Here is a 24,938-nt window from a genome sequence, read left to right as displayed (position 1 = left end):
GGACCCAGCCGGTCGGTAGCGCCACGGCGCAGCAGCATACGGCACCGATGCTCAGATCGCGGGTAGTCCCTCTGGCCCGGCGCCGCGCATCGAGCGGGTGAGTTTGCGGTCGTCGCTCCACAGGAAACAGCGCACTCCACGATCACCCTCCTCCCACTCCCGTTGCGACGGTGGGTAGTAGATGGACCCGGCCCGGTACGGCAGGTCGCTGTTGTTCGGCACGGCCGCGTACTCGGCGATCAACGCCATGCAGCGTTTGTGTGCCTGGTCGGCGGAGCGGGTGAACTCCGCCCAGGTCACGTCGCGCTCCTCGTAGACGCCCACGAACTCGGCGCGGTGCGGCTCCGTGCAGAGCACCGGCGCCATGTAGTTGAGGTTGTCGCCGATCAGCTTCGGGTCGAAGCAGCGGTGCGTCAGCGGGGTGTCGCCGATCAACGCGCCGCGCAGGCTGCCGGTGCGGTTCACCGGGCGGGTGTTGTCGATGCTGCCGGTCTCGCTGAGGTCGCAGCGAAACCAGCGCGCGCCGCCGGCCCAGGCCGGCACGGAGGGCAGCGCGAGGGACAGGGTGAGTCGGGCCGTGTGCCAGTCGCCACCGAGCACCTCCCGGGACCGTTGGTCGCACTCGGCGCGGGCCGTGCGCAGCGCCGACGACCCGGGTTCGGGCCGGGTCTCGGACAGTGCGTCGGGCCCGACGAAGGTGCCGACGTGGATGGCCTCGGCCAGGTGGTTACGCGCGCAGTCCACCGTCTCGTACGTGCTGGCCTGCACGACGGAGGTGATCCGGGGCAGACACGTGTCGGTGGCGGGGGCGAACGGCTTCGGGGCCCGCAGCGCCGGCCAGTCGTCGGTGAGATCGCCGTCCGCGCCCCGCGCGGGCCCGCAGCCGGCCAGCAGCATCGTCGTGACGCCGGCCAGCACCAGCGCTGGAATCCACCGTCGCATCGTCCGCCCTTCCGGGAGCTGGCGGCCGGTCGCCGCGCCCCGCGGCGAGAACCCGGCGGGGCGTGCGGCCTAGGCACCGTCCCCGTTGGAGTGTCGTCGCGTTTCCGTCGATCGGCCAGCCGCTGATGTCTGTTCGTCCGGATTTCACGGTCCGGAGTGACCAATTCTGCACCAGTGGTCACTGATGGATCACAGCGCGTCCCCGTTGGTGCCGCGATGCGGGGGGCGGGTGACCACGTTCGTACACTGGCCCCGTGACCGTACCGCCGCCGATCGTCGCGCCAAGCATCCTGGCCGCCGATTTTGCCCGCCTCGCCGAAGAAGTCCGTGCCGTCGAGGACGCCGCGGACTGGTTGCACGTCGATGTGATGGACAACCACTTCGTGCCGAACCTGACCATTGGACTGCCCGTGGTGCAGAGCCTGCGGGCTGTCACCGCGATGCCGTTCGACGTGCATCTGATGATCGAGGATCCGCGCCGGTGGGCCCCCGGTTACGCCGACGCCGGGGCGTACAACGTCACCTTCCACGCGGAGGCGTCCGACGACCCGGTGGCGCTGGCCAAGGATTTGCGTTCGGCCGGTGCGAAGGCTGGCCTGGCCATCGACCGGGACACTCCGATCGAGCCGTACCTGGACCTGCTGCCCAGCTTCGACACCCTGCTGATCATGACGATCAAGGCCGGTTTCGGTGGGCAACGGTTCGTCCCGCAGTTGCTGGACAAGGTGCGCACCGCCCGCCGGCACGTATCGGCCGGGCACCTGGAGTTGCGCATCGAGGTGGATGGCGGGATCGCCGCCGACACCATCGAGCAGGCGGCTGCCGCGGGCGCCGACGCGTTCGTGGCCGGCACCGCCGTCTACGGCGCCGCCGACCCGGCGGAGGCGGTACGCCACCTGCGGGCACTGGCGGAACGCGCGGCTCCCGGGGCCTGAGGTGGAACCCGACGGCGACCGTAAGGACATCATCCTCGTCGTCGACGACGACGAGGACATCGCTCGTTTCGTCGAGTTCAACCTGCGGCTGCACGGGTTCGAGGTGATCCACGCCAGCGACGGCCAGGAGGCCCTCGAGGTCATCGAGCGCCAGCGGCCGGACCTGGCGGTGGTCGACCTCATGATGCCCCGGATCGACGGGCTGGAGCTGACCCGGCGGCTGCGCGCCGACCCGATGACCTCCGCCCTGCCGGTGATCATGTTGACGGCCAAGGGCATGACCGTCGACAAGGTGCACGGGCTCAGCGCCGGCGCCGACGACTACCTGGTCAAGCCGTTCGACACCGCCGAGCTGGTGGCCCGGGTCTCGTCCACGCTGCGGCGCAACAAGGAGTTCCGGGAGGTCTCCCCGCTGACCGGGCTGCCCGGCAACAGCCGGATCCGTCGGGAGATCAGCGACCGGGTCCGGCACGGCGTGGACTACGCGGTCGGCTACATCGACATCGACCGGTTCAAGAGCGTCAACGACCGCTACGGTTTCGTCCGTGGCGACGACTTCATCTCGGCGCTGGCCCGCAGCCTGCACCGGGCCGTGGTGGCGGTGGGGCTGCCACCGGCCTTCCTCGGCCACGTCGGCGGTGACGACTTCGTGATCGTCTGCGCCCCGGACCAGGTCCGCCCGCTGACGTCCGCAGCGGTGGTCGACTTCGAGAAGGTCGCCGACACGCTCTACGACGCGACCGACCGGGAGCGCGGCTTCGTCGAGCTGAAGGACCGGCGCGGCAACATCCGTCGCGCCGCCCTGGTCACACTCTCCATCGGGGTGTCCCTCTCCGACGCTGGGAAGCGGTTCACCGACCCCCTCGAGGCGATCGCGGTGGCCTCGGAGATGAAGACCGTGGCCAAGAGTCAGCCGGGCTCGTACGTGGCGGTGGACCGGCGTCGCGGCGTCACCTGAGCGTGATACCGCTGTGAAGTAGCTCGCCCAGGTGGCGGCGCACCCGGATCGGCGTGTAAGACTTCCGTTGTACCCACCACGCGCTGGCGGGACTCGGTGAAATTCCGAACCGGCGGTGATCCACGGTCCAACCGTGGTCAGCCCGCGACCCGGACGGCTCTGCCGCCCGGTGGACCTGGTGAAAATCCGGGGCCGACGGTTGGGGGCGGTTCGTCCGCGCCCAGAAAGTCCGGATGGGAGACAGCGCGCGGGACGGACGGGTCCGAGCCGGCCGCTGGCTTCAGCGTGCCGTGCCGACCCCCCGGGGGCGGCTGTGCCGTTCCCGGAATCCGCCTCCGCCTGCCCGCGGCCCCATGGCCGCAGCCTCCCTGACCGCCCGCGCGCGGACGGCGAGTGAGAGGGCAGGGGCAGCGCGATGGCCAGCGTCTCCGTCGACGAGGCGATGCGGCGTGCGATCGAGTTGGCGGCGCGCGGGCTCGGCACCACCAGCCCCAACCCGGTGGTCGGTTGCGTGCTGCTCGACGACGACGGCCAGGTCGTGGGTGAGGGCTTCCACGCGTACGCAGGCGGGCCGCACGCCGAGATCGTCGCCCTGGCTCAGGCCGGGCAGCGGGCCAAGGGCGGCACCGCGATCGTCACTCTGGAACCCTGCAATCACACCGGTCGCACCGGCCCCTGCAGTTCCGCGCTCGTCCAGGCCGGGGTGGGCCGTGTGGTCATCGCCGTACCCGACCCCAACCCGGTCGCTTCCGGCGGCGCCGCCACCTTGCGCGCCGCCGGGGTCCGAGTTGATCTGGGGGTACGCGGTGACGAGGCCGAGGCCGGCAACGTCGCGTGGCTGACCTCGATGCGCCGGGGCTGGCCGTACGTGATCTGGAAGTACGCCGCCACGCTCGACGGGCGCTCCGCCGCGGCGGACGGCACCAGCATGTGGATCACCTCGGAGGCGGCCCGGATCGACGTGCACGCGCTGCGCGGCACGGTCGACGCGGTGCTCGCCGGGGTGGGCACCGTGCTCGCCGACGATCCCCGGCTGACCGCCCGCAACCTGCGCGACGGCAGCCTGGCCATCCGGCAGCCGCTGCGGGTCGTGGTGGACAGCTCGGGGCGTACCCCGGCTGACGCCCGGGTCCGCGACGGCGCCGCACGCACGTGGATCGCGACCACCGACGAGGTCGGCGCCGGCCCGGACGGCCGGGTCGACCTGCCGGCGCTGCTCGCGGCGCTGCACGAGCGCGGGATCCGCGCGGTGCTGCTGGAGGGCGGCCCCCGGCTGGCCGGCGCGTTCCTGGAAGCCGGCCTGGTCGACAAGATCGTCGGGTACGTCGCGCCCCGGCTGCTCGGCGCCGGCCCGACCGCCCTGGTCGACGCGGGAGTGAACACCATCGCCGAGGCCATCGATCTGGAGTTCGTCGACGTTACGCAGATCGGTCCGGATCTCCGGATCACCGCTTTGCCCCGCAAAAGGGAGGGCTGACATGTTCACCGGCATTGTCGAGGAGCTGGGCGAGATCGTCCAGGTGACGCCCACGGCGGGCGATTCGGCGCTGGTCGCCGTACGCGGCCCGCTGGTCACCTCCGACGCCCGGCACGGCGACTCCATCGCGGTCAACGGCGTGTGCCTGACCGTCGTGGAGGTCGCCGACGGAACCTTCACCGCCGACGTGATGGGGGAGACGCTGCGCCGCTCCGCGCTGGGCGCGCTGCGCCCCGGCGACCCGGTCAACCTGGAGCGGGCCGCCGCACTGGGCAGTCGACTCGGCGGGCACCTGGTGCAGGGGCACGTGGACGGGGTCGGCGAGCTGATCTCCCGGGAGCCGGCCGAGCAGTGGGAGACCGTCCGGTTCCGGCTGCCCGCCGCCCTGGCCCGGTACGTGGTGGAGAAGGGCTCGATCACCATCGACGGCGTCTCACTGACCGTGGCCGAGGTGGGCACGGACCAGTTCGCCGTCGGGCTGATCCCGACCACGCTCAAGCTGACCACGCTCGGCGCGAAGGGTGTCGGCGACCCGGTCAACCTGGAGGTCGACGTGGTGGCCAAGTACGTCGAGCGGCTGCTCGGCGCCCGGCTCACCGACACCGACGCTCACGGGATGGCCTCCAGCACGGACGGGGTTGCCTGATGGGCCCGCTCGGCTGGCTGCTGGACGCCCAGGTGCAGGTGGCCGGCTCGCCGGTGCTGGTCCGGGAGATCGTCGGCAACGGGTTCGGGCTGGTCTCCGCGCTGCTCGGGCTGCGCCGGCTGGTCTGGGCGTGGCCGGTCGGCATGATCGGTAACGCGCTGCTCCTCACCGTCTTCCTCGGCGGGGTGTTCACCACCCCGCAGGAACACGACCTGTACGGGCAGGCCGGCCGACAGGTGTTCTTCTTCGCGGTCAGCGTCTACGGCTGGTGGCGCTGGCAGCGAAACCGTCGCGCCGACGCCGGGCAGGCGGCGGTCGTCCCACGCTGGGCCACCGGGCGGGAGCGACTGGTGATGCTGCTGGCCGCCGTGGTCGGCACCGCCGCGGCGTACCCGGTGCTCGCCGCGCTGGGCTCGTGGGGTCCGCTGCCCGACGCCTGGATCCTCACCGGCAGCCTGTTGGCCACGTACGGCATGGCCCGCGGCTGGGTGGAGTTCTGGCTGCTCTGGATCGCCGTGGACGCGGTCGGCGTGCCGCTGCTGCTGCGCGGCGGGTTCTACCCGTCGGCGGTCATGTACCTCATCTACGGCGCCCTCTGCGCCTGGGGCTTCGCCGCCTGGTGGCGCACCTCGCGCGCCACCAGGCCGACCCCTGTACGCCCCATCTACACGGAGGCCGTCGCATGAGCGAGCGCAGCGAGCGAATCATCAGGTCCAGCGCCATGGTGCCTCATGACGCCACTGCTCACAGTCCGATCCCCGGCCGAGGTCGCATGGTCGTGCCGGGACAGACCGACCCGGCCAGGGCTCGGACCGTTCGGCGAAGCGGAGTGGCGGCATGAGCAGCTTTGCGGATATCGAGCAGGCGGTTGCGGAGATCGCGGCCGGTCGGCCGGTTGTCGTGGTCGACGACGCGGACCGGGAGAACGAGGGCGACCTGATCTTCGCGGCCGAGCTGGCCACGCCGGAGCTGCTGGCGTTCATGGTGCGCTACACCTCCGGGTACGTCTGCGTGCCGTTGACCGAGAGCGAGGCCGACCGGCTCGACCTGCCGCCGATGCACCACACCAACCAGGACCGGCGCGGCACCGCGTACACGGTGACGGTGGACGCCCGGGAGGGGATCAGCACCGGCATCTCCGCGGCCGACCGTGCCCACACCATCCGGCTGCTCGCCGACGCCGCCACCGACCCGACCGACCTGGCCCGGCCCGGGCACGTGGTGCCGCTGCGGGCCCGCGAGGGCGGGGTGCTGCGCCGGCCGGGGCACACCGAGGCGTCGGTGGACCTGACCCGGCTGGCCGGGTTGCGCCCGGCGGGTGTGCTGTGCGAGCTGATCAACGACGACGGCACCATGATGCGGTTGCCGGACCTGGAGAAGTTCTGCGCCGAGCACGGCCTCACGCTGATCACCATCGCCGACCTGATCGCCTACCGGCGACGTACCGAGAAGCAGGTCGAGCTGGTCGCCGACGCCCGCATGCCGACGCGGCACGGGGTGTTCCGGGCGCTCGGCTACCGCGCCGAGCACGACCCGGCCGAGCACATCGCGATGGTGCTGGGCGACCTCGGCGACGGCCAGGACGTGCTGGTCCGGGTGCACTCCGAGTGCCTGACCGGGGACGTGTTCGGCTCACTGCGCTGCGACTGCGGACCGCAGTTGGACGCCGCGCTGGCCCGGGTCGCGAAGGAGGGCCGGGGCGTCGTGCTCTACGTACGCGGCCACGAGGGGCGCGGCATCGGGCTGCTGCACAAGCTGCAGGCGTACCAGTTGCAGGATCTGGGCCGCGACACCGTCGACGCCAACCTCGACCTGGGCCTGCCGGCCGACGCCCGCGACTACGGCACCGGCGCGCAGATCCTGTACGACCTGGGCGTGCGTTCGATGCGGCTGCTGACCAACAACCCGGCGAAGCGGGCCGGGCTGGAGGGCTACGGCCTGACCATCACCGGCCGGGAGGGGCTGCCGGCCGGCGCGCACCCGGAGAACCTGCGCTACCTGCGCACCAAGCGGGACCGGATGGGTCACCTGCTGGACGAGTTGGACGAGGTGACCGAGGCTCCGATGGGGCGTCCGGTCGCCAACGACGAGATCGGAGCATGACGATGGCGGGTTTCGGGGAGCCGGGCGTCGACGCGGTGGACGCGGCCGGGATGACCGTCGGGGTGGTGGCCGCCCGTTGGCACGGTGAGCTGACCGACCACATGCTGGAGCGCGCGGTGGCTGCCGCCGAGGCGTGCGGGGCGCGGGCCGTGGTGGCCCGGGTCGCCGGCTCGGTCGAGTTGCCGGTGGTCGCCCAGGCCCTCGCGCGCCGCTGCGACGTGGTTGTCGCCCTCGGCGTGGTGGTCCGCGGTGCCACCGCCCACTTCGACTACGTCTGCCGCTCGGTCACCGACGGGCTGACCCGGGTGGCGCTGGACGAGGGCAAGCCGGTGGCGCACGGGGTGCTGACCGTGGAGACCATCGAGCAGGCCCGGGACCGGGCCGGTCTGCCCGGCTCGGCGGAGGACAAGGGCTGGTCGGCCACCGTCGCCGCGCTCGACGCCGCGCTGGCCGTCCGTACGCTGGCCACCAACGGGCAGCGGGTCGGCTTCGGCGGCTGACCGGTCTTCCGAGGCGACCGGTCTTCAGAGCCGACCGGTGTTCAGAGCCGACCGGTGTTCAGAGGCGACCGGCCTCGATGATCCGGTGGAGGAACTGCCGGGTGCGAGGCTGGGTCGGCTCGCCGAGCACCTGCTCGGGCGGGCCGCTCTCGATGACCCGCCCCGCGTCGAGGAAGCAGACCTCGTCGGCGACCTCCCGGGCGAAGCCCATCTCGTGGGTGGCCAGCACCATGGTCATACCGTCGGCCTTCAGGTCCCGGATCATCGTCAGCACCTCGCCGACGAGTTCCGGGTCCAGCGCGGAGGTCACCTCGTCAAGCAGCATCAGTCGAGGTGAGTTCGCCAGCGCCCGGACGATCGCCACCCGCTGCTGCTGCCCGCCCGAGAGCCGGTCCGGGTAGGCGTCCGCCTTGGCGCCAAGCCCCACCCGGTCGAGCAGCTCCCGGGCCTGCGCCTCCGCCTCCGCCCGTGCCCGCCGGTGTACGCGGCGCGGCGCGAGGGTGATGTTCTCCAACACGCTCAGGTGCGGGAAGAGGTTGTACGCCTGGAACACCATGCCGATCCGCCGACGAACCCGGTCCGGGTCCACGCGGGGATCGGAGATGTCCTCCCCGTCCAGCTCGATGGTGCCGTCGTCGAGTTCCTCCAGCAGGTTCACACACCGCAGCAGGGTGGACTTGCCGGACCCGGACGCACCGATCAGGGCCACCACCCGGTGCTCGGCGACGGTCAGATCGAGCTGGTCGAGCACGACGTGGCCGGCGAACTCCTTGCGCAGGCCCCGGCAGCGCAGCAGTGCCATGGTCATCCTCCCGACTGTCGGCGGGCCGCCCGCAGCGTCACCCAGTCGGTGACCGCGATCAGCGGGATCGCGAGCAGCACGAAGAGCACCCCCGCCACGACGTACGGCGTGTAGTTGAACGACTGGGCGGTGGCGATCTGGGCGGCGCGGACCGCGTCGATCGGCCCGGCGAGCGAGACCAGCCCGACGTCCTTCTGCAACGCCACCACGTCGTTGAGCAGGGGTGGCGCCACCCGACGGACGGCCTGTGGCAGGACCACGTGCCGCATCGTCTGCCGGTAGGTCAGGCCCAGCGAGCGGGCCGCGGCGAGTTGGCTGGGATGCACCGACTCGATCCCGGCCCGGAACACCTCGGCGAGGTAGCCGCCGTAGGTGAGGACCAACGCGAGCCCACCGAGCACCAGCACCGGCGGCATGCCCTGCAGACGCAGCCCGGGCACGCCGAGGGTGAGCAGGTAGAGCACGATGATCAGCGGCAGGCCCCGGAAGGTGTAGGTGTAGCCGGCGGCCAGTGCCCGGACCGGGAAGAAGATGGGGCCACGCAGCGTCCGCAGCACCGCGATCACCAGCCCGAACACCAGCGCGCCGGCCGCACAGCAGACCAGCAGACGTACGTTGAGCCAGAGCCCGCTCAGCACCGCCGGCAGCGCGTCCCGGGCGATCTCCGGGTCCAGGAACGACTGCCGGACGCGGTCCCAGCCGGGTGCACCCGTCACCGCGATGACCAGCAGCGTGCCGAGCGCCGCCGTGGACGAGGCCGCGACCAGCACGCTGTAGACGGTCTGCCGACGCCGGTACGCCGAGCGCCGCAGCTGTGCCTCGGAGGGAACGTGATCCAGAAGGGTCACCGCAGCTCGGCCGCCCCCGCCACCTGCGCGAGCCACTTCTGCTCCAACTGGGTCAGCATGCCCGCCTCACTGAGCTGACCGACCGCGCCGGTCACGCAGGAGGTCAACGGCGAGTTCTTGTCGAGCAGCAACCCGAACGCCTCGGGCGTGCCGACCCGCGGCACCTGCCCGACGATCATCGCGTCGGTGATCTCCGCGCCGGTGATGTAGAAGGCGGTCGGCAGGTCCACCACGAGACCGTCCAGCTGCCCGTTCTGCAGGGCCTTCTTGGCGTCGTCGTTGCTGTTGTAGACCTGCGGCTTGGCAGTCGGCTTGATCACGTCGGTGATCGCCTGGTAGCTGGTGGTGCCGACCTGGGCGCCGAGCCGGGCGTCACGGAGATCGGCCAACGACGTCCGGCCGGCGATCTTCGAGGACTTCAACGCGATGACCGTCTGCCGTACGAGGTAGTACGGCGCGGAGAAGTCGACCGCCTGCTTGCGCTCCTCGGTGATGGAGAACTGGTTGATGTCGAAGTCGAAGTCTTTGGGTCCGGGCGCGATCGCGGTGTCGAACTTGACCCGGGCCCAGGTGACATCGGCGCGGGCGTAGCCGAGCTTCTCGGCCACCGCGTACGCGACGGCGGATTCGAAGCCCTCACCGTTGTCCGGCTTGTCCTTCGAGAACCACGGCTCGTATGCGGGCTGATCGGTGGCGATGGTGAGCTTGCCCGGCGTACGAGTGGGCAGACTGTCCTTGGCGCAGGACGGCGATGCGGTGACGGTGGGGGTCGGTTCCTCGTCCTGTGGCGCGCATCCGGCGGTGGCTACGACGACGGCACCGGCGAGGGTGAGCGCGAGGAGACGTGAGCTGCTGGCCATGGCGGACAGCGTAGAGCTCCATGGGCATCGATCGAAGATTGTCCCACCATGCTGATAGGAAATTGTCCGCTTGCTGGGTTCCGGCGGACCCGGACGCGGGGCGTCGGTCGGCCGGCTGGAAGAATCCTGTTCCGTGAAGACGTTCGAGGAGTTGTTCGCCGAGCTGCAGGCCAAGGCCGCCGCCGGCACCCCGGGCTCGGGCACCGTCGCCGCCCTGGACAAGGGGGTGCACTTCATCGGCAAGAAGGTCGTCGAGGAGGCGGCCGAGTCGTGGATGGCCGCCGAGCACGAGGGGCCGGAGCGCACCGCCGAGGAGATCTCCCAACTGCTCTACCAGGTCCAGGTGCTGATGCTCGCCAGCGGTCTCGAGCTCAAGGACGTCTACCGACATCTGTGAGTGCCCCCAACCCGTTGATCGCCATCCGGATCGAAGGAGCACTCCGTCATGCTGCGTGTCGCCATTCCCAACAAGGGCACCCTGGCCGAGCCGGCCGCCCAGATGCTGCGCGAGGCGGGCTACCGCCAGCGCACCGACCCCAAGGACCTCGTCTGCCGGGACGAGGCCAACGACGTCGAATTCTTCTACCTCCGCCCCAAGGACATCGCCACCTACGTCGGCTCCGGTGACCTCGACCTCGGGATCACCGGCCGGGACCTGCTGATCGACTCGGCCGCGCCCGCCGAGGAGGTCGTCGACCTGACCTTCGGCCAGGCCACCTTCCGCTTCGCCGCCCGCCCCGACGACATCGCCTCCGTGCAGGACCTGGGCGGGCACCGCATCGCCACCGCGTACCCGGGGCTGGTCGAGCGGCACCTCGGCGAGGCCGGCGTCAAGGCCGACGTGATCCGCCTCGACGGCGCGGTCGAGAACGCCGTACGCCTCGGCGTCGCCGACGTCATCGCGGACGTGGTGGAGACCGGCGCCACCCTGCGCCAGGCGGGCCTGGTGGTCTTCGGTGAGCCGCTGCTGCGCTCGTCGGCGGTGCTGGTCCGCCGGGCCGGCGCGCCCGCGCTCCCGCAGGCTGAGCAGTTGCTCCGTCGCCTGCACGGTGTGCTGGTGGCCCGCCGCTACGTGATGCTCGCCTACGACGTGCCGGCCGGTCTGCTGGACCGGGCCAGCGGGCTCACCCCGGGCATCGAGTCGCCCACCGTGTCGCCGCTGCACCGCGAGGGCTGGGTGGCGGTGCAGGCGATGGTGCTCCGCGACGATGTCCACCGCATCATGGACGAGCTGTACGAGCTGGGCGCCCGCGCCATCCTGGTCACCAACATCCACGCCTGCCGCCTCTGACCGCCTCTCACCGCCTCCGCCCGGCCTCGCCCGCCTCCGCCCGCGTGGGCCGTCGGTCCGCTTGATCGACTCAGGATCGCCGACCTGGGGGTGTCCGCCCCGCGTGAGACCCCCAGGTCGGCGACCTGGAGTGGATCTTCCGTCCGCGCGGCCTGCCCTGAGGCCGAGCCGCCCGATGATCACGCTCGATCCAGGATGTAGTGGCCTCGGTCGGGGCTGGAGGCCACTACATCCTGGATCGAGCACGATCTTGCGCGTGGCGGCGCGTGGCGGCGCGTGGCGGCGCGTGGCGTAGCGGTGGGTCGCGGTGCGTGGCGGTGCCTGGCGTGGCGGTGGGTCGCGGTGCGTGGCGATGCCTGGCGGTGCCTGGCGTGGCGGTGGGTCGCGGTGCGTGGCGATGCCTGGCGGTGCCTGGCGGTGCCTGGCGTGGCGGTGGGTCGCGTGGCGTGGCGGCGGGTCGTGCGTGGCGTGGCGCGTGGAGGTGTCGTGCTTGGCGCGGCCGCGCTGAGTGGTGGCTCGGCGGGTGGTGCGTTCGATGGGCGGGTGCGGGTGGCAGACTGGTGGGGTGAGTGAAACCGAGCTGATCCGCTTGAAGCCCCGCCGCATCCGGATGGTCTGCTGGTCCGCGGCGATCACGCTGGTGGTGGTGTTCGCTCTGGTTGCCACCTCGTTGAGTGGGCCGACCGGCGACGGCTACGGCAGCTTCCAGCGCGGTGACCAGATCGCCATGATCGGCCTGGGCGTCTTCGGTGCACTGGGCTTCCTGATGTTCACCCGCCCCCGGGTCGAGGCTGATGCGCGCGGTGTCCGGGTGCGCAACGTCATCAGCTCGTACGAGCTGCCCTGGGAGGTCGTCCGCGGCATCCGCTTCGACCGGGGCGCGCCCTGGGCCACCCTGGAACTGCACGACGACGACCTGCTGCCGATGATCGCCCTGCAGGCGGCCGACAAGGAGTTGGCCGTCGAAGGGGTCCGCGCGCTGCGGCGACTGCACCAGGAGCACCAGGCCCGCCTGGCCGAGCGCGCCATCGGCCGCTAACCCCGTCCCGCGCTGCGCCCACCCGTCCCGCGCTGCGCCCACCCGTCCCGCGCTGCGCCCACCCGTCCCGCGCTGCGCCCACCCCCGTCCCGCGCTGCGCCCACCCGCCCAGCACGGTCCGGCCGTGCCAGTTGAGCCGGTCTGTCCGTGCTACTGAGCCGGCTTGCCGTGTCAGTTGAGCGGCCTGGCCGCTCACCGGCCTGGCCTCACGACCCGCCGCCCCGCGCCTTACCCGCCTGCGCTGGCGCGATCCGCTACACACCGGCGGCCAAGATCCACGCAACATCCCCGAAACTGCTGCCTCCGAGCGCGCTGATACAGCAATTTCGGGGAAACTGTGCGGATCTTGGACGGCCGCCGGCCGCCGGCCGCCGGCCGCCGGCCGCCGGAGGTCGGGGGTCGGAGGGCGGACCCCCGGCCCGGGGAACCCGGCAGGGGCGGGGGTGTGCCGGTTTGGGGGCGGCGAGGGCGCCGGTGTAGTGTTGTCGAGTCGACCAGTGCTGTCTCCGCGTGCGAGCAGACAGCCTTGAAAGCGGAGCGCCTGCTCCCACCCGAGTCGCCGCTACGGTGGCCGGGTCCGGTCCCCGGTTCCGGGCATGTCCCGGCGCCGGATGCGCGATCATTTGATCGTGCTGGCCGGTCGAGCGGGCCCTGGCATGCGCCGGGGCCTTCTGCTTTTCGGGTCGGTTCCCACCTGGGAGCCGCAGGGTCGGCAAGAGAGCAGAATCGACTCGAGGAGGCCCCATCAGCGTCGAACCACGCGTGAACGAGCAGATCCGGGCACGTGAGGTCCGACTGGTCGGCCCAGAGGGTGAGCAGGTGGGCATCGTCCCGCTGGAGCGCGCCCTTCAGCTGGCTGCGGACGTCGATCTGGACCTGGTCGAGGTTGCGCCGATGGCGCGCCCGCCGGTGTGCAAGCTCATGGACTTCGGCAAGTTCAAGTATGAGAGCGCACTGAAGGCGCGCGAAGCGCGGCGTAACCAGCAGCAGACCGTCATCAAGGAAATGAAGCTTCGGCCGAAGATCGACCCGCACGACTACGAGACCAAAAAGGGTCACGTGGTGCGGTTCCTCAAGGCGGGCGACAAGGTCAAGGTGACGATCATGTTCCGCGGTCGCGAGCAGAGCCGCCCGGAGCTGGGTTACCGGCTCCTGCGCCGGCTCGAATCCGAGATCACGGAACTGGGATACGTCGAGGCCGCTCCGAAGCAGGACGGTCGAAACATGATCATGGTTCTCGCTCCGCATCGGGCCGTGAAGGCCTCCGCGGTCGCCGCTACGGCGTCCCGCGGTGCACCTCGGGACCGGGCAGCGGACGAGTCCGACGCTCCGGAAGCCGATGAGACCGCGGCGGTCGGCGAGACCGCAGCAGCCGGTGACACCGGCCTCGCCGCCGACACCAGCGGCGAGTAACAGGGGAGAGACGTTCCACATGCCGAAGATGAAGAGCCACACGGGTATGGGTAAGCGGGTCAAGGTGACCGGCAAGGGCAAGATCGTTGCCCAGCAGGCCGGCCTCCGCCACAACCTGGAGAAGAAGCCCTCCACCCAGACCCGCCGGCTGACCGGCACGGTCGTGCTGGCCAAGGCCGACGTCAAGCGCATCAAGAAGCTGCTCGGCCGCTGACGCGCGCCACCTTTACGTAATAAGGAGTTGAGATGGCACGCGTCAAGCGGGCTGTGAACGCCCAGAAGAAGCGTCGTACCCTGCTGGAGTCCGCGAGTGGTTACCGCGGTCAGCGCTCCCGGCTGTACCGCAAGGCCAAGGAGCAGGTGCTGCACTCGATGCAGTACGCCTACCGGGACCGTCGTGACCGCAAGGGCGACTTCCGGCAGCTGTGGATCCAGCGGATCAACGCGGGCGCCCGGGCGAACGGGATGACCTACAACCGCCTGATCCAGGGCATGCGTCTGGCCGGCATCGAGGTAGACCGCAAGATCCTGGCCGACATGGCTGTCAACGACGCCGCTTCCTTCGCGGCGATCGTCGAGCTGGCCCGGGCCGCGGTCACGGCCGAGGGCACCGGCGGCGCGGCGGCTCAGGCCGCCTGATCCCCACGCACCAGAACGAGGCGTCTCCCGTGTCGGCACCGCCGTCCGGGGGGCGCCTCAATCGTGTCGGAGGACCACCCATGATGGCTTTCACCCCGCGTACCCCAAGGGTTGTCGCCGCCCGCCGGTTGCAGCGCCGCCGGGACCGCGACGCCACCGGCCTGTTCCTGGCCGAGGGCCCGCAGGCGGTCCGCGAGGCCCTCGCACGGCCGGGGGTGGTCACTGAGCTGTTCGGTACGCCCGCCGCCCTCGACCGGCACCCGGAGCTGCCCGCCGCGGCGGCTCGCGCCGATGTGCCGGTCTCGGAGGTGACCGACGACGGGTTGGCCGCGTTGGCCGAGACCGTCGCCCCGCAGGGGCTGGTCGCTGTCTGCAGGCACCTGGACGTGTCGCTGGAGCAGGCCCTGGCCAATGGGCCGCGCCTGGTGGCGGTGCTCGCCGAGATCCGCGACCCGGGCAACGCCGGCACGGTGCTGCGCACCGCCGACGCGGCCGGGGCGGGCGCGGTGGTCTTCGCCGGCGACGCCGTCGACCCATACAACGGCAAGTGTGTACGCGCCTCCGCCGGCAGCCTCTTCCACCTCGACGTGGTCCGCGCCCCCGACCCGGTCGCGGTGGTCGACGCGCTGCGCGCCGCCGGCCTGTCGATCTTCGCCACCACGGGGTACGGCGACAGTGACCTGGACGACCTGACCGACTACGGTCGGCTCGTCGGGCCCACCGCGTGGTTGTTCGGCTCCGAGGCGCACGGGTTGCCCGAGGAGCTGACGGCCGCGGCCGACGCCCGGGTGCGGGTGCCGTTGTACGGGCGCGCGGAGAGCCTCAACCTGGCTGCCGCAGCGGCGGTCTGCCTGTACGCTTCAGCGAGAGCACAGCGCTGAGGGTCACGACGCCCGGCGCGACTGACATACAGAGGAGAGCGTCCGTCCATGAACGCGCCACGGCGTTCGTTTAGCCAGCCCGCCGGTGTCGGCGGGCGGCGGGCCTGACCTGCTCCCTGCACAACTCCTACCGGCGGGCTGCGGCGCAGCCGCGCGTCCGTAGACTCGCTTAGCCGCCCCGTTGAGGGCTGGCGCCGCCGTGAGGGAGTGCCCGTACGCCATGAGCTACCGCAACGATCCGTACGACCCGAAGCAGGTCGCCCTGCTCGACCCCGCCGCCCTGGACGAGGCTGTCGCGGACGCCACGAAGGCGTTCACCGCGGCGACCGACCCGGACGCGCTGACCGCGCTGCGCCCGGTGCACCTCGGTGACCGGTCACCGGTCTCGCTGGCCCGCCGGGAGATCGGCGCGTTGCCGCCGGCCGCGAAGTCCGACGCCGGCAAGCGGGTCAACGAGGCCCGCCGGGCGATCGAGACCGCGTACGCCGACCGCGCCGAGGTGGTGGAGCGCGAGCAGGCCGAGCGGGTGCTGGTCGAGGAGCGGGTGGACGTCACCCTGCCGTACGACCGGCGTCCGCGTGGTGCCCGGCACCCGTTGAGCACCCTGATGGAGTCGATCAGTGACCTCTTCGTCGGGATGGGCTACGAGGTGGCCGAAGGGCCCGAGGTCGACCTGGAGTGGGTCAACTTCGACGCGTTGAACATCCCCGCCGACCACCCGGCGCGTGGGCTGATGGACACCTTCCACATCGCGCCGGAGGGTTCCGGCCTTGTGCTACGCACGCACACCTCGACCGTGCAGACCCGCACGATGCTCAGCCGCAAGCCGCCGATCTACGTGATCGTGCCCGGCCGCGTCTACCGCACCGACGAGATCGACGCCACCCACAGCCCGGTGTTCCACCAGGCCGAGGGCCTGGTGGTCGACAAGGGCATCACGATGGCGCATCTGCGGGGCACGCTCGACCACTTCGCCCGCGCGATGTTCGGCCCGGAGGCGAAGACCCGGTGGCGGCCGCACTACTTCCCGTTCACGGAGCCGTCGGCGGAGTTCGACGTGTGGTTCCCGGAGCACCGCGACGGCCCGCAGTGGGTCGAGTGGGGCGGCTGCGGGATGGTCAACCCGCGGGTGCTGCGCGCCTGCGGCGTCGACCCGGAGGTCTACTCCGGATTCGCCTTCGGTATGGGCATCGACCGGACCCTGATGGTCCGGCACGGGGTCAGCGACATCCGCCATCTCTTCGAGGGCGACGTGCGGTTCAGCCGCGCGCTCGGGACCGGGGCGTAGGCGATGCGGGTACGAGACACGGGAACGGTGGTCTGAAGTCATGCGAGTTTCTGTCAGTTGGCTGCGGGAGTACGTCGACCTTCCCGCCGGCCTGGCCACCGGTGACCTGGAGCAGGCCCTGGTCGACCTCGGTATCGAGGTCGAGTCCGCGGTGGACCTGGCCGAGACCGTCACCGGCCAACTCGTTGTCGGTGAGGTGCGCGAGATCGAGGAGCTCACCGGCTTCAAGAAGCCGATCCGGTTCTGCCGGGTGGACGTGGGTGACGCCAACGGCACCGGCGAGCCGCAGGAGATCGTCTGTGGGGCGCGCAACTTCGCCCCGGGTGACCGGGTGGTGGTGATCCTGCCCGGTGGTGTGCTGCCCGGCGGCTTCGCCATCGGCGCCCGCAAGACGTACGGGCACAACTCCGCGGGCATGATCTGCTCGGCGAAGGAGCTGGGCCTGGGCGACGACCACTCCGGCATCATCGTGCTGGGGCCGGACGTGACGGCCAAGCCGGGCGACGACGCGCGCCCGGTGGTGGGCCTCGACGACGTCGTGCTCGATCTGGAGATCACCCCCGACCGGGGGTACGCGCTGAGCCTGCGCGGCCTGGCCCGGGAGCTGTCGCACGCGTTCGACGTCCCGCTGCGCGACCCGGCCCTGGCACCCGCACCGAGCGGCACCGAGACGCCGGCGTACCCGGTGGAGGTTCGCGACACGGTCGGTTGTGACCGGTTCACCGCCCGCCTGGTCCGCGGTGTCGACCCGAACGCCCCCACGCCGTCCTGGATGCAGCAGCGGCTCGTCACCGCCGGCATCCGCAGCATCTCGCTGCCGGTCGACATCACCAACTACGTGATGCTGGAGCTGGGCCAGCCGATGCACGCCTTCGACGCCGACCGGATCGCCGGACCGCTGGTGGTCCGCCGCGCCGAGCCGGGGGAGAAGCTGACCACCCTGGACGGCGTCAACCGGGTGCTCGCCGCCGAGGACATGGTCATCTGCGACGACACGGGCCCGATCTCCCTCGCGGCGGTGATGGGCGGCGAGACCAGCGAGGTCGTCGCCGGCACCACCAACGTGCTCTTCGAGGCGGCGCACTGGGACCCGGCGATGGTCGGGCGGACGGCCCGCCGGCACAAGCTGTTCAGCGAGGCCGCGAAGCGCTGGGAGCGGGGCGTCGACCCGGCCGTCGCGTTGGTGGCGCTGGAGCGTGCCGTTCGGCTGCTCACCGAGCACGGCGGTGGCACCCCGAGCGTGGAGATCCTCGACATCGACCACGTCCGGCCACGTACCCCGATCAGCCTTCCGGCGGACCTGCCCACCCGGCGGGTCGGGGTCGAGTACCCGCCGGCGCGGGTCGTCGCCCTGCTGGAGCGGGTCGGCTGCACGGTCGCGCAGGGCGCGGACCGGTTGTCCGAGGACCCGGGCGCGGTCGGCGTGGCCAGCGGCGCCGCGACGGCGCTGAGCGTCACGCCGCCGACCTGGCGGCCCGACCTGACCGATCCGGCCGACCTGGTCGAGGAGGTGGTCCGCCTTGACGGGTACGACCGGGTGCCGTCGGTGCTGCCGACCGCGCCTCCCGGCCGCGGTCTGACCCCACGCCAGCGTCGGCGTCGGGCGGTCGCCGGGTCGCTGGCGGAGCGGGGGTACGTGGAGGTGCTCGCGCACCCGTTCGTGTCGCCGGAGTTGGCCGACCTGCTCGGCCTCCCGGCCGACGACCCGCGCCGGCCCGCGGTGCGGCTGGCCAACCCGTTGTCCGAGGAGGAGCCGTTGCTGCGCACCACGCTGCTCGGCCCGCTGCTCGGCATCCTCAAGCGCAACCTCGGCCGGGGTCACCGCGACCTCGCCCTCTACGAGATCGGGGCGGTCTTCCACCCCCGCGTCGGCGCCGGCAGCCCGCCGGCGATGGGCGTGGACCGGCGCCCCACCGACGCGGAATTCGCGGCCGCCGACGCGGTGGTGCCGGCGCAGCCGGTGCACGTCGCGGTCGTGCTGACCGGCGACCTGGACCCGGCCGGCTGGTGGGGCGCGGGTCGACCGGCCGGCTGGGCGGACGCGATCGAGGCGGCCCGTGACGTGCTGGCCGCCGCCGGGATCCCCGACGAGTGGGTCGAGGTGCGGGCCGCCGAGTACGCCCCGTGGCACCCCGGCCGCTGCGCCGAGCTGCGGGTCGACGGCGCGGTCGTCGGGCATGCCGGTGAGCTGCATCCGGTGGTGGTGGCGGCATTGGAGCTGCCCCGTCGTACCTGCGCGATGGAACTGGATCTGGACGCGCTGCCGGCGGCTCCGGTGACGCCCGCGCCGACGGTCTCCGGTTTCCCGCCGGCGCTGATCGACGTGGCCCTGGTGGTGGACGACTCGGTGCCGGCGGAGCAGGTGCGCCGGGCGCTGGAGGCGGGCGCCGGCGAGCTGCTGGAGGACGTGCGGCTGTTCGACGTCTACTCGGGTGCTCAGCTCGGTGCCGGCCGCCGGTCGTTGGCGTACAAGCTCACCTTCCGGGCACCGGACCGGACGCTCACCGTCGAGGAGGCGGTTGCGGCGCGGGACGCGGCGGTCGCCGTCGCGGCGGAGCGTGTCGGCGCCACCCTGCGCGGCGCCTGACGTCGCACGACGGCCTCGGTACCCGGAGCGGGTGCGTCGGCCCCCGTACCCGGTCTGGGTACGGGGGCCGACGTCGTTTCGCAGCTGCCGTGCCTGCCGTGTCGGGCATCCGACAGGCCGCATTGGCCTTCCCGCCCAGGGATGCCACCCCTGGTCAGGCCGCGGTGGCTCGGCATCAGGCTCCGCCGTCGGTGCCGTGCTTCCGGTAGCCTTGTCTCGCAAAGGTGAGCGTCGTCACCAATTGCCCGCCCTCCACGCAAGGAGCAGCGCATGATCGAGGCGATCGTCTCCGGGGTGCTCGTCAAGATCGCTGAGGGGTCCGGGGCGGCACTCGTCGACCTGATCCGGCGGCGGTTCGTCCACAAGGACGAGTCGGGGGAGATGCTGGAGTCCCTGGATCGGGTCGCGCAGGGCGACGCCTCGGCGGACAACACGGCGAGACTCGGCGCGCTTCTCCTCAGGTATGCGGCCGAGGATCCGGAGTTCCTGCGGGAGCTCCGGCAGGGGTCGACGTCGATCGGCAGCACGAACGTGGTCGCCTCGAGCAACGTGGGCAAGCTGGTGCAGGCCCAGCGCGTCGGCGACATCACGATGTAACCGGAAGGTGACCGACATGGGGCCCACCTCCGAAAGCTCGTCGCACAACGTGGCCGAGGGCCTGTTGGCGCACCAGGTTCTCCAGGTCGGCTCGTCCGGAGCGATCTACGTCGAGCAGCCGCGAGCGGCGGCGCGCGCGCCCGAGCCGCCACACATGCTCCCGGGAGGCATCGGAAGGATCGTCGGCAGACACCACCTGCTGCACGAGATGGACGAGGCGATGACGACGCCGGGCTCGCGCTGCTGCATGTTGTGGGGTCTGGCCGGCTCGGGGAAGACCACACTCGCCCTCGCCTGGGCCAGTTCGCGCATCGCCGAATACCCCGACGGGCAGTTCTTCGTCGACATGTGCGCGTACTCCGGCACGCCCCGCATCGAGGCTCGGGACGCCCTGCGCAGTTTCCTGGCCACCCTGGGGATCAACCGGTCCGACCTTCCCGACAACGAGGCGGAGTGGGGCAGCATCTTTCGCGCCGTCACCGCGGGTCGGCGGTGCCTCGTCATCGTGGACAACGTGGGCTCGTACGAGCAGGTCCGGGAACTCGTGCCCGGCTTCGGGTCGGTGCTGGTGGTCACCAGCCGCCGTGCGATCCCCGAGATGAGTGTTCGTCACGACGCCAGGGTCCTCAAGCTTCCGCTGCTGACCCTCGACGAGGGGGTGGAACTCATCGCCGAACGTGTCGGTTTCGTCCGCGTCGAGCGGGAGAAGGCCTCCGCCAAGCGCATCGTGCAGCTTCTGGAGGGGCATCCGTTGGCGTTGGCGATCGTCTCGGCGAAGCTCGCTATTCAGACCAGCTGGACGATCAGCGACGCCGCGAGGGGAATCGAGGAGGAGCAGAGCCCGCTTCGCTTCCTCGATGACGCCGGCCTGGGCATCGAGGTCGGGCGAGTCATCTCCTGGTCACTCGACGACCTCGACGACGCGACGACGAAGGTCCTCTACGTCGCGTCCATGCTGCCCAGCAACGAATGCACCGTAGCGGTGTTGTGCCTCGTCCTCGACCAGCCCAGGCGTGACTGCGACCGTAGTCTTCAAGCTCTGTGCCTGGCGTCGCTCATCGACGAGATCAGCCCCGGCCGTTACCGCTTCCACGACATCATGAAGGCCTATCTCGCGGAGACGCTCGCGCAGGTGCTCGACCACGCCGAGCAGGAGCGGACCGCGCGCCGCATCCGGGCCGTCTACCTGGCGTTGAGCTATGCCGCCGATCGGGCCATCGATCCCCACCGAAGCCCGTTGACCCTGGACCAGGAGCTGCTGACGATCATTGAGTCGGTCAGCTTCACCGTGGCGCAGGCCCTCTCCTGGTTCGAGTCGATCACCCCGTCGATGACCTACCTCATCGAGAACGCCGGGGCTGGCGACGACTTCGCTTTCGTCACTCGGTTCGCCTGGTCCGTCAACACGTTCCTCTACTGGCGTCAGGACGTCACGAGAACGCTGTCCATCCAGCGGGAGGCCGTCGCGGCGGCGGTTGCCGGTGACCCGGCGATGGAGGCTCTGTCCCGACGCGCCCTGGGCCGGGCCCTCGCGGACGTCGGTCAGCTGGAGCCGGCGAAGGAGCAGCTTCGCGCCTCCATGGCTCTGGACGCGGCGGCCGGCGACCACTCTGGCCAGGCGTCGTCGCAACACGCCATGGCGGAACTCGCCCTCCGATCAGGTGACCGCCGGGACGCGCTTCGCTGGGGGCTACGGGCGGCGCGGGAATCTCGCAGCAGCAACAATGTGGTCCGCGAGGCCCGCGGGCTGTACGACGCGGCCCGAGCCCTGACCGAGGCAGGCCACTACTCGTGGGCCAAAGCGCTCGGCCTGCGCAGCCTTGCGATGTGCGAGGAGCGGAGCAACGACTACGGCCGGGCTCTGGCCTTGCGCCTCCTCGGCGCCGCCGGCCTGAGGTCGGGGGATCTCAAGGAGGGCTGCACCTGGCTGGAGCGTGCCTGGCGGGTCGAGGAGTCCCTCGGGAACTTTCGTTCCGTCCGCACGATCCTGGGCCAGCTTGAAGAGGCGTACGGTCAGGCCGGAGACGCGAGCGCCGTGGAAGAGGTCCGACGGGCGTTGGCCCGCCTCGAGCACTACCCGGATCTCACCCAGTCGACGCGGGTGGTCGGGACCCCGGCGCCATGAGTCCTCGGTACGCTCCGCTCGTCCCGGCGGACGAGGTGGCCAGCCCCGCGTCGTATCGGCAACTCCGGCGGGAACGGGACGGCACGAGGTTCCGACGGGAGATGGAAGCGATCATCGACCGTGCCTGCCGGACGGAGGCAGACGGCACGGTCCTCCGGAACGCCTTCGCGTCCCTGAGTGGAAACCTCGCGGCCGAGGGTGCGCTCAGCTTCGCCGGGCTCGTCCCGCCCGAGCGTTTCGACCGCGCGCGGCGGGCGTACGACTCATCCATCGACACCAGAGGCAGCCGTGGCTCGCTGCACAACTACCTGAACGTCGCGGACGCGGGTTCCCTGGTCGACAACCCCGAGTTCCGGGAGGCTTTCGCTCATCCGTTGCTTGTCGCGCTTGTCGCGTACGCCCTTGGTGGGCCGGTGAAGATCATTGACCTGCGGGCGAAGGACACGCAGCCGATCGACGTCGTGGCGCGGGACAACACCCTGCACGTCGACAACAGCCCCTTCATGGACGAGTTCAAGGTGATCGTCACGTGGACGATGGGCAGCGGCCGAGGGCCCTCCGGGCAGGGGCTCACCTACCTGCCCCGTACGAATCGGCTCCTGCGGCAGTGCTTCGTCAACGATGACGGTGACGTGTGGAGCGACGAGGACAGCTGCATCTTCCCCACTCGGGACCGGGTGGACGAGGCGCTCGCCGCCCAGGCCCGCTTCTTCGACGACGGCCTGCCGCGAGTCGTCCATCTCCAGGACATCGCCGCTCCGTGCCACACGATCTTCGCCGCGAGCCGGCTGGTCCACCACCGGTACCGCACCTCCGCCGGCGGGCCACGGAGTGCGATCATGGCGGCGTTTCACCGCACCGACGAGGGCACCGGTTTTCTGGGCGCCGGCGACATCCCCGGGTCGGCTCTCGACCGGTTCCTGTTGGCCACCGGAGACGGGCGTCCCTTCCTGGAGCTGCTCGCTGGCGAGATGCCCCGAATCGTCGCGGCGCTCAGGGCGGCCGCGTCCCGGCCCGGCTTCGTGGTCGACCCCGACCGCCATCTCCTGCGCGACGAGGGGCTTCGCGCTTGGTACGAGCGGCTGAGCGCGGGCGTCTCACTCGACCGACTTCGCCGCGCCACCCTGGCTGCGGCCGCCGACGATGACGCGCCCGTCGTGCAGCGACTCGTCCTCCGGATGCAGTACGACCTGCAGGGCGCCCTCAACATGCCGCTCTACGTCGACCTGCGGGAGGAGGTGCGCAAGCGGGCGCGGATCGTGATCCGGGAGATGACGCCCGAGCACATTCGGGACATCGTCGCGCAGCAGGACCTGGACAGGGTCCTCCGAGCGGCGGTCGCACCCCCGCACCAGCCGGTCAGCGAACTCGCCGAGGAACTGCACTCCGCGCTTGTCGCTCTGGAACGGCTCATGTCGACGGCGGTCGCGTCCCGGCCCGCTGGTCCGGTCTGGGGATCGACCGACGGGCACGCCGCCGCGCTGTCCCTGCGGCGCTTCATCGTCGATCTCTGTCGGGTGGCCAGCGACATAGCGGACAGCGCGTCGCTGGCCACCGGGTATGTCTTCGGTGCCCTCGGCTCGGCGCTGGCCGACGACCTCTTCGACCTGGGCGGGCCTGGCCGCGAGATCACGGCCAGGCTGTTCGGGATGTACGCCCGGCTCGCGGCCCCGTCGCTGAGCGAGCGCCGCCCGGCGTACCCGGAGAAGGCGAAGCTCGACACCTATCTCGAGTCGGTGAACGAAGAGAGACAGACCGCCAAGCTCGCGTCCGAGATCTGGTTTGAGGCCGTTTCCGCCGAGGTGACCGCGCGCAACGACGACGTCGTTCGCGCACTGGTGCGGCGGGTGCTGCCGTCGGGGAACCCCTCGCCGGAGTCGGGCGACCTCGGACCGCTCCTGGCGGATCCCGCCGTGCTCAGCGCGTACTACTGGAAGCGGGTCGTGGCCGCGAAGCCGGTGGCGGTGCACTTCGGCGCGGCGGACCTCGACACCCTGGACGGCTACTTCGGGGTGACGACGGGCAGGAGCCTGCCGGCCGCAGTAGCCCGCCTGCGCGAGGAGACCACCCCGGGCTCGCTGGCCGATCACCTGCTGCGCAGTATCGAGCGGCTCGCGCTTCTGCGGGGCCAGTCCCACGCGGAGGCATGCCGGGACGTCATGAGCCGGTTGGCGGCACACTGGCCGGACCTCGTCCGGAGATGCCAGGGTGGCCCGGACGCTGCACCGCTGCCGGCGGGCCGCATCCTCTCGACGTTCCACGATTCGATCTCCGCCGGTGAGGAGAACCGGGGCTCGCGCCGGTCGTCGCCGGGCATCCCCGCGCCGGGCGAGGGGTCGCCCGAGGTGTCGTTGACGACCACCGAGGCGCGGGAGCTGGCCCGCGTGTACATGCTCGCCCGCCTCTGCTTCAGCGCTGAGGAGTTCCGGATCGCCCAGCTGCTGGCCCGGAACCCGCGTGTCCGCTACGCCATCCTCGCCACCCATCTGTACCTGGTCTCCGAGGTGTCGCGATCGGCATCGGACCTGGCCGACGACTGGGGCACGGCACAGATCCTTATGCCCTTCACCGAGGCCTTCGTCAACCGGTCGGGCTACTCGTCGTCCGTCATCGACCTCGCGCCGAACCCGAAACTGATCACGGTCATCTGCAACAACGTGTTGCCGGCCGTGGCCGGTGAGTTGATCAGGCGGGAGGCCGCCGTCGACGAGCTGGACGCGGACATCCTGGCCGACGGCGTCCGCGCCGCGGTGCAACGTGGCGTCTTCAGCGTCACGATCGGTCTCTTCCACCAGACCGACCTGCCGGAAACAGTGTCCCTGTCCGGTCTGAGCAGGCGGGTCTGCCCGGCCGTCCGACCGTTCGGCGCGTTCTGTCAGCGCTGGCTGCCGTACTTCTTCGACCGCCATCCGGAGTCGCAGCCGGGTGTACGTTCATGCAGTGCTTCACATAAAATTGCAGTCGGCACCTCCTGCTGCTAGCCTTCGTTGCATAGTCATGCGGAGGT

At 71.2% G+C, this 24,938-nt stretch carries 23 protein-coding genes and 1 riboswitch; of the genes, 19 read left to right on the top strand and 4 right to left on the bottom strand.

Annotated features, from left to right (window positions below; genetic code table 11):
* Positions 1-51: 51 nt before the first annotated feature.
* Positions 52-942: a septum formation family protein gene (locus ABZS37_RS20735; RefSeq protein ID WP_355171184.1), complete on the bottom strand. Its 891-nt coding sequence runs from the start codon at positions 940-942 to the stop codon at positions 52-54.
* Positions 943-1,196: 254 nt separating this feature from the next.
* Here ABZS37_RS20735 and rpe point away from each other — a divergent pair, with 254 nt between their 5' ends.
* The 7 genes from rpe to ribH all read left to right on the top strand — a co-directional run bounded on the left by rpe (position 1,197) and on the right by ribH (position 7,561).
* A complete protein-coding gene (gene rpe, locus ABZS37_RS20730) occupies positions 1,197-1,877 on the top strand; it encodes a ribulose-phosphate 3-epimerase (RefSeq protein WP_355171182.1) in 681 nt (226 codons plus the stop codon).
* The gene (locus ABZS37_RS20725) at positions 1,762-2,835 is read left to right on the top strand and encodes a response regulator (RefSeq protein WP_355171270.1); all 1,074 of its coding nucleotides are present in this window, start codon (positions 1,762-1,764) and stop codon (positions 2,833-2,835) included. The genes rpe and ABZS37_RS20725 overlap by 116 nt, the downstream gene beginning before the upstream one ends.
* Positions 2,836-2,913: 78 nt before the next feature.
* Positions 2,914-3,084, top strand: a riboswitch (FMN riboswitch).
* 166 nt (positions 3,085-3,250) lie between these two features.
* A complete protein-coding gene (ribD, locus tag ABZS37_RS20720; protein ID WP_355171180.1) occupies positions 3,251-4,312 on the top strand; it encodes a bifunctional diaminohydroxyphosphoribosylaminopyrimidine deaminase/5-amino-6-(5-phosphoribosylamino)uracil reductase RibD in 1,062 nt (353 codons plus the stop codon).
* 1 nt (position 4,313) lies between these two features.
* Positions 4,314-4,958 carry a riboflavin synthase gene (locus ABZS37_RS20715; RefSeq protein WP_355171178.1) on the top strand — a complete coding sequence of 215 codons (645 nt, stop codon included), beginning with the start codon at positions 4,314-4,316 and terminating at the stop codon, positions 4,956-4,958.
* Positions 4,958-5,644, top strand: a complete 687-nt coding sequence (gene pnuC, locus ABZS37_RS20710) for a nicotinamide riboside transporter PnuC (RefSeq protein WP_355171176.1) — start codon at positions 4,958-4,960, stop codon at positions 5,642-5,644. The genes ABZS37_RS20715 and pnuC overlap by 1 nt, the downstream gene beginning before the upstream one ends.
* A gap of 151 nt (positions 5,645-5,795) precedes the next feature.
* Positions 5,796-7,061, top strand: a complete 1,266-nt coding sequence (locus ABZS37_RS20705; RefSeq protein ID WP_355171174.1) for a bifunctional 3,4-dihydroxy-2-butanone-4-phosphate synthase/GTP cyclohydrolase II — start codon at positions 5,796-5,798, stop codon at positions 7,059-7,061.
* A gap of 2 nt (positions 7,062-7,063) precedes the next feature.
* Positions 7,064-7,561, top strand: a complete 498-nt coding sequence (gene ribH, locus ABZS37_RS20700) for a 6,7-dimethyl-8-ribityllumazine synthase (protein WP_355171268.1) — start codon at positions 7,064-7,066, stop codon at positions 7,559-7,561.
* A 58-nt stretch (positions 7,562-7,619) separates the two neighbouring features.
* On the opposite strand, the gene ABZS37_RS20695 is transcribed toward ribH, so the two are convergent.
* From ABZS37_RS20695 to ABZS37_RS20685, 3 genes are read right to left on the bottom strand one after another with little or no spacing between them, the layout of a single operon-like run.
* Positions 7,620-8,363, bottom strand: coding sequence for an amino acid ABC transporter ATP-binding protein (locus ABZS37_RS20695; protein ID WP_355171266.1), 744 nt, complete (start codon positions 8,361-8,363; stop codon positions 7,620-7,622).
* A 2-nt stretch (positions 8,364-8,365) separates the two neighbouring features.
* The gene (locus ABZS37_RS20690) at positions 8,366-9,211 is read right to left on the bottom strand and encodes an amino acid ABC transporter permease (RefSeq protein WP_355171172.1); all 846 of its coding nucleotides are present in this window, start codon (positions 9,209-9,211) and stop codon (positions 8,366-8,368) included.
* On the bottom strand, positions 9,208-10,071 hold the full coding sequence (locus tag ABZS37_RS20685) for an ABC transporter substrate-binding protein (protein ID WP_355171170.1): 864 nt from the start codon (positions 10,069-10,071) through the stop codon (positions 9,208-9,210). The genes ABZS37_RS20690 and ABZS37_RS20685 overlap by 4 nt, the downstream gene beginning before the upstream one ends.
* Before the next feature lie 115 nt (positions 10,072-10,186).
* On the opposite strand from ABZS37_RS20685, the gene ABZS37_RS20680 reads away from it, so the two are divergent.
* From ABZS37_RS20680 to ABZS37_RS20625, 12 genes are all read left to right on the top strand, one after another.
* Positions 10,187-10,468, top strand: coding sequence for a phosphoribosyl-ATP diphosphatase (locus ABZS37_RS20680; protein ID WP_355171264.1), 282 nt, complete (start codon positions 10,187-10,189; stop codon positions 10,466-10,468).
* A 48-nt stretch (positions 10,469-10,516) separates the two neighbouring features.
* The gene (gene hisG, locus ABZS37_RS20675) at positions 10,517-11,362 is read left to right on the top strand and encodes an ATP phosphoribosyltransferase (protein WP_354993645.1); all 846 of its coding nucleotides are present in this window, start codon (positions 10,517-10,519) and stop codon (positions 11,360-11,362) included.
* 565 nt (positions 11,363-11,927) lie between these two features.
* A complete protein-coding gene (locus ABZS37_RS20670; RefSeq protein ID WP_355171168.1) occupies positions 11,928-12,401 on the top strand; it encodes a PH domain-containing protein in 474 nt (157 codons plus the stop codon).
* A 762-nt stretch (positions 12,402-13,163) separates the two neighbouring features.
* Entirely contained in the window at positions 13,164-13,814 is a 651-nt protein-coding gene (gene infC, locus ABZS37_RS20665; protein ID WP_355171166.1) for a translation initiation factor IF-3, read from the top strand.
* 19 nt (positions 13,815-13,833) lie between these two features.
* Entirely contained in the window at positions 13,834-14,028 is a 195-nt protein-coding gene (gene rpmI / locus ABZS37_RS20660; RefSeq protein ID WP_007458415.1) for a 50S ribosomal protein L35, read from the top strand.
* Between the two features lie 32 nt (positions 14,029-14,060).
* Positions 14,061-14,453 (top strand): 50S ribosomal protein L20, encoded by a 393-nt coding sequence (gene rplT, locus ABZS37_RS20655; RefSeq protein WP_088947486.1) that lies wholly within the window; start codon positions 14,061-14,063, stop codon positions 14,451-14,453.
* Between the two features lie 83 nt (positions 14,454-14,536).
* The gene (locus tag ABZS37_RS20650) at positions 14,537-15,334 is read left to right on the top strand and encodes an RNA methyltransferase (protein WP_355171262.1); all 798 of its coding nucleotides are present in this window, start codon (positions 14,537-14,539) and stop codon (positions 15,332-15,334) included.
* Between the two features lie 220 nt (positions 15,335-15,554).
* Entirely contained in the window at positions 15,555-16,622 is a 1,068-nt protein-coding gene (gene pheS / locus ABZS37_RS20645) for a phenylalanine--tRNA ligase subunit alpha (protein WP_355171164.1), read from the top strand.
* Between the two features lie 40 nt (positions 16,623-16,662).
* Entirely contained in the window at positions 16,663-19,209 is a 2,547-nt protein-coding gene (gene pheT, locus ABZS37_RS20640; RefSeq protein ID WP_355171162.1) for a phenylalanine--tRNA ligase subunit beta, read from the top strand.
* A gap of 270 nt (positions 19,210-19,479) precedes the next feature.
* Complete coding sequence (locus tag ABZS37_RS20635) at positions 19,480-19,806, top strand: hypothetical protein (protein ID WP_355171160.1); 327 nt, start codon at positions 19,480-19,482, stop codon at positions 19,804-19,806.
* 16 nt (positions 19,807-19,822) lie between these two features.
* On the top strand, positions 19,823-21,931 hold the full coding sequence (locus tag ABZS37_RS20630) for an NB-ARC domain-containing protein (RefSeq protein WP_355171158.1): 2,109 nt from the start codon (positions 19,823-19,825) through the stop codon (positions 21,929-21,931).
* Positions 21,928-24,912, top strand: coding sequence for a hypothetical protein (locus ABZS37_RS20625; RefSeq protein ID WP_355171156.1), 2,985 nt, complete (start codon positions 21,928-21,930; stop codon positions 24,910-24,912). The genes ABZS37_RS20630 and ABZS37_RS20625 overlap by 4 nt, the downstream gene beginning before the upstream one ends.
* Positions 24,913-24,938: the final 26 nt, after the last annotated feature.

The sequence above is a fragment of the Micromonospora sp. NPDC005413 genome, assembly GCF_040606435.1.
GTDB lineage: Bacteria > Actinomycetota > Actinomycetes > Mycobacteriales > Micromonosporaceae > Micromonospora.
The sequence above is the reverse complement of the archived record's forward strand: the minus strand, read 5'-3'. Positions and strand labels throughout refer to the sequence as shown.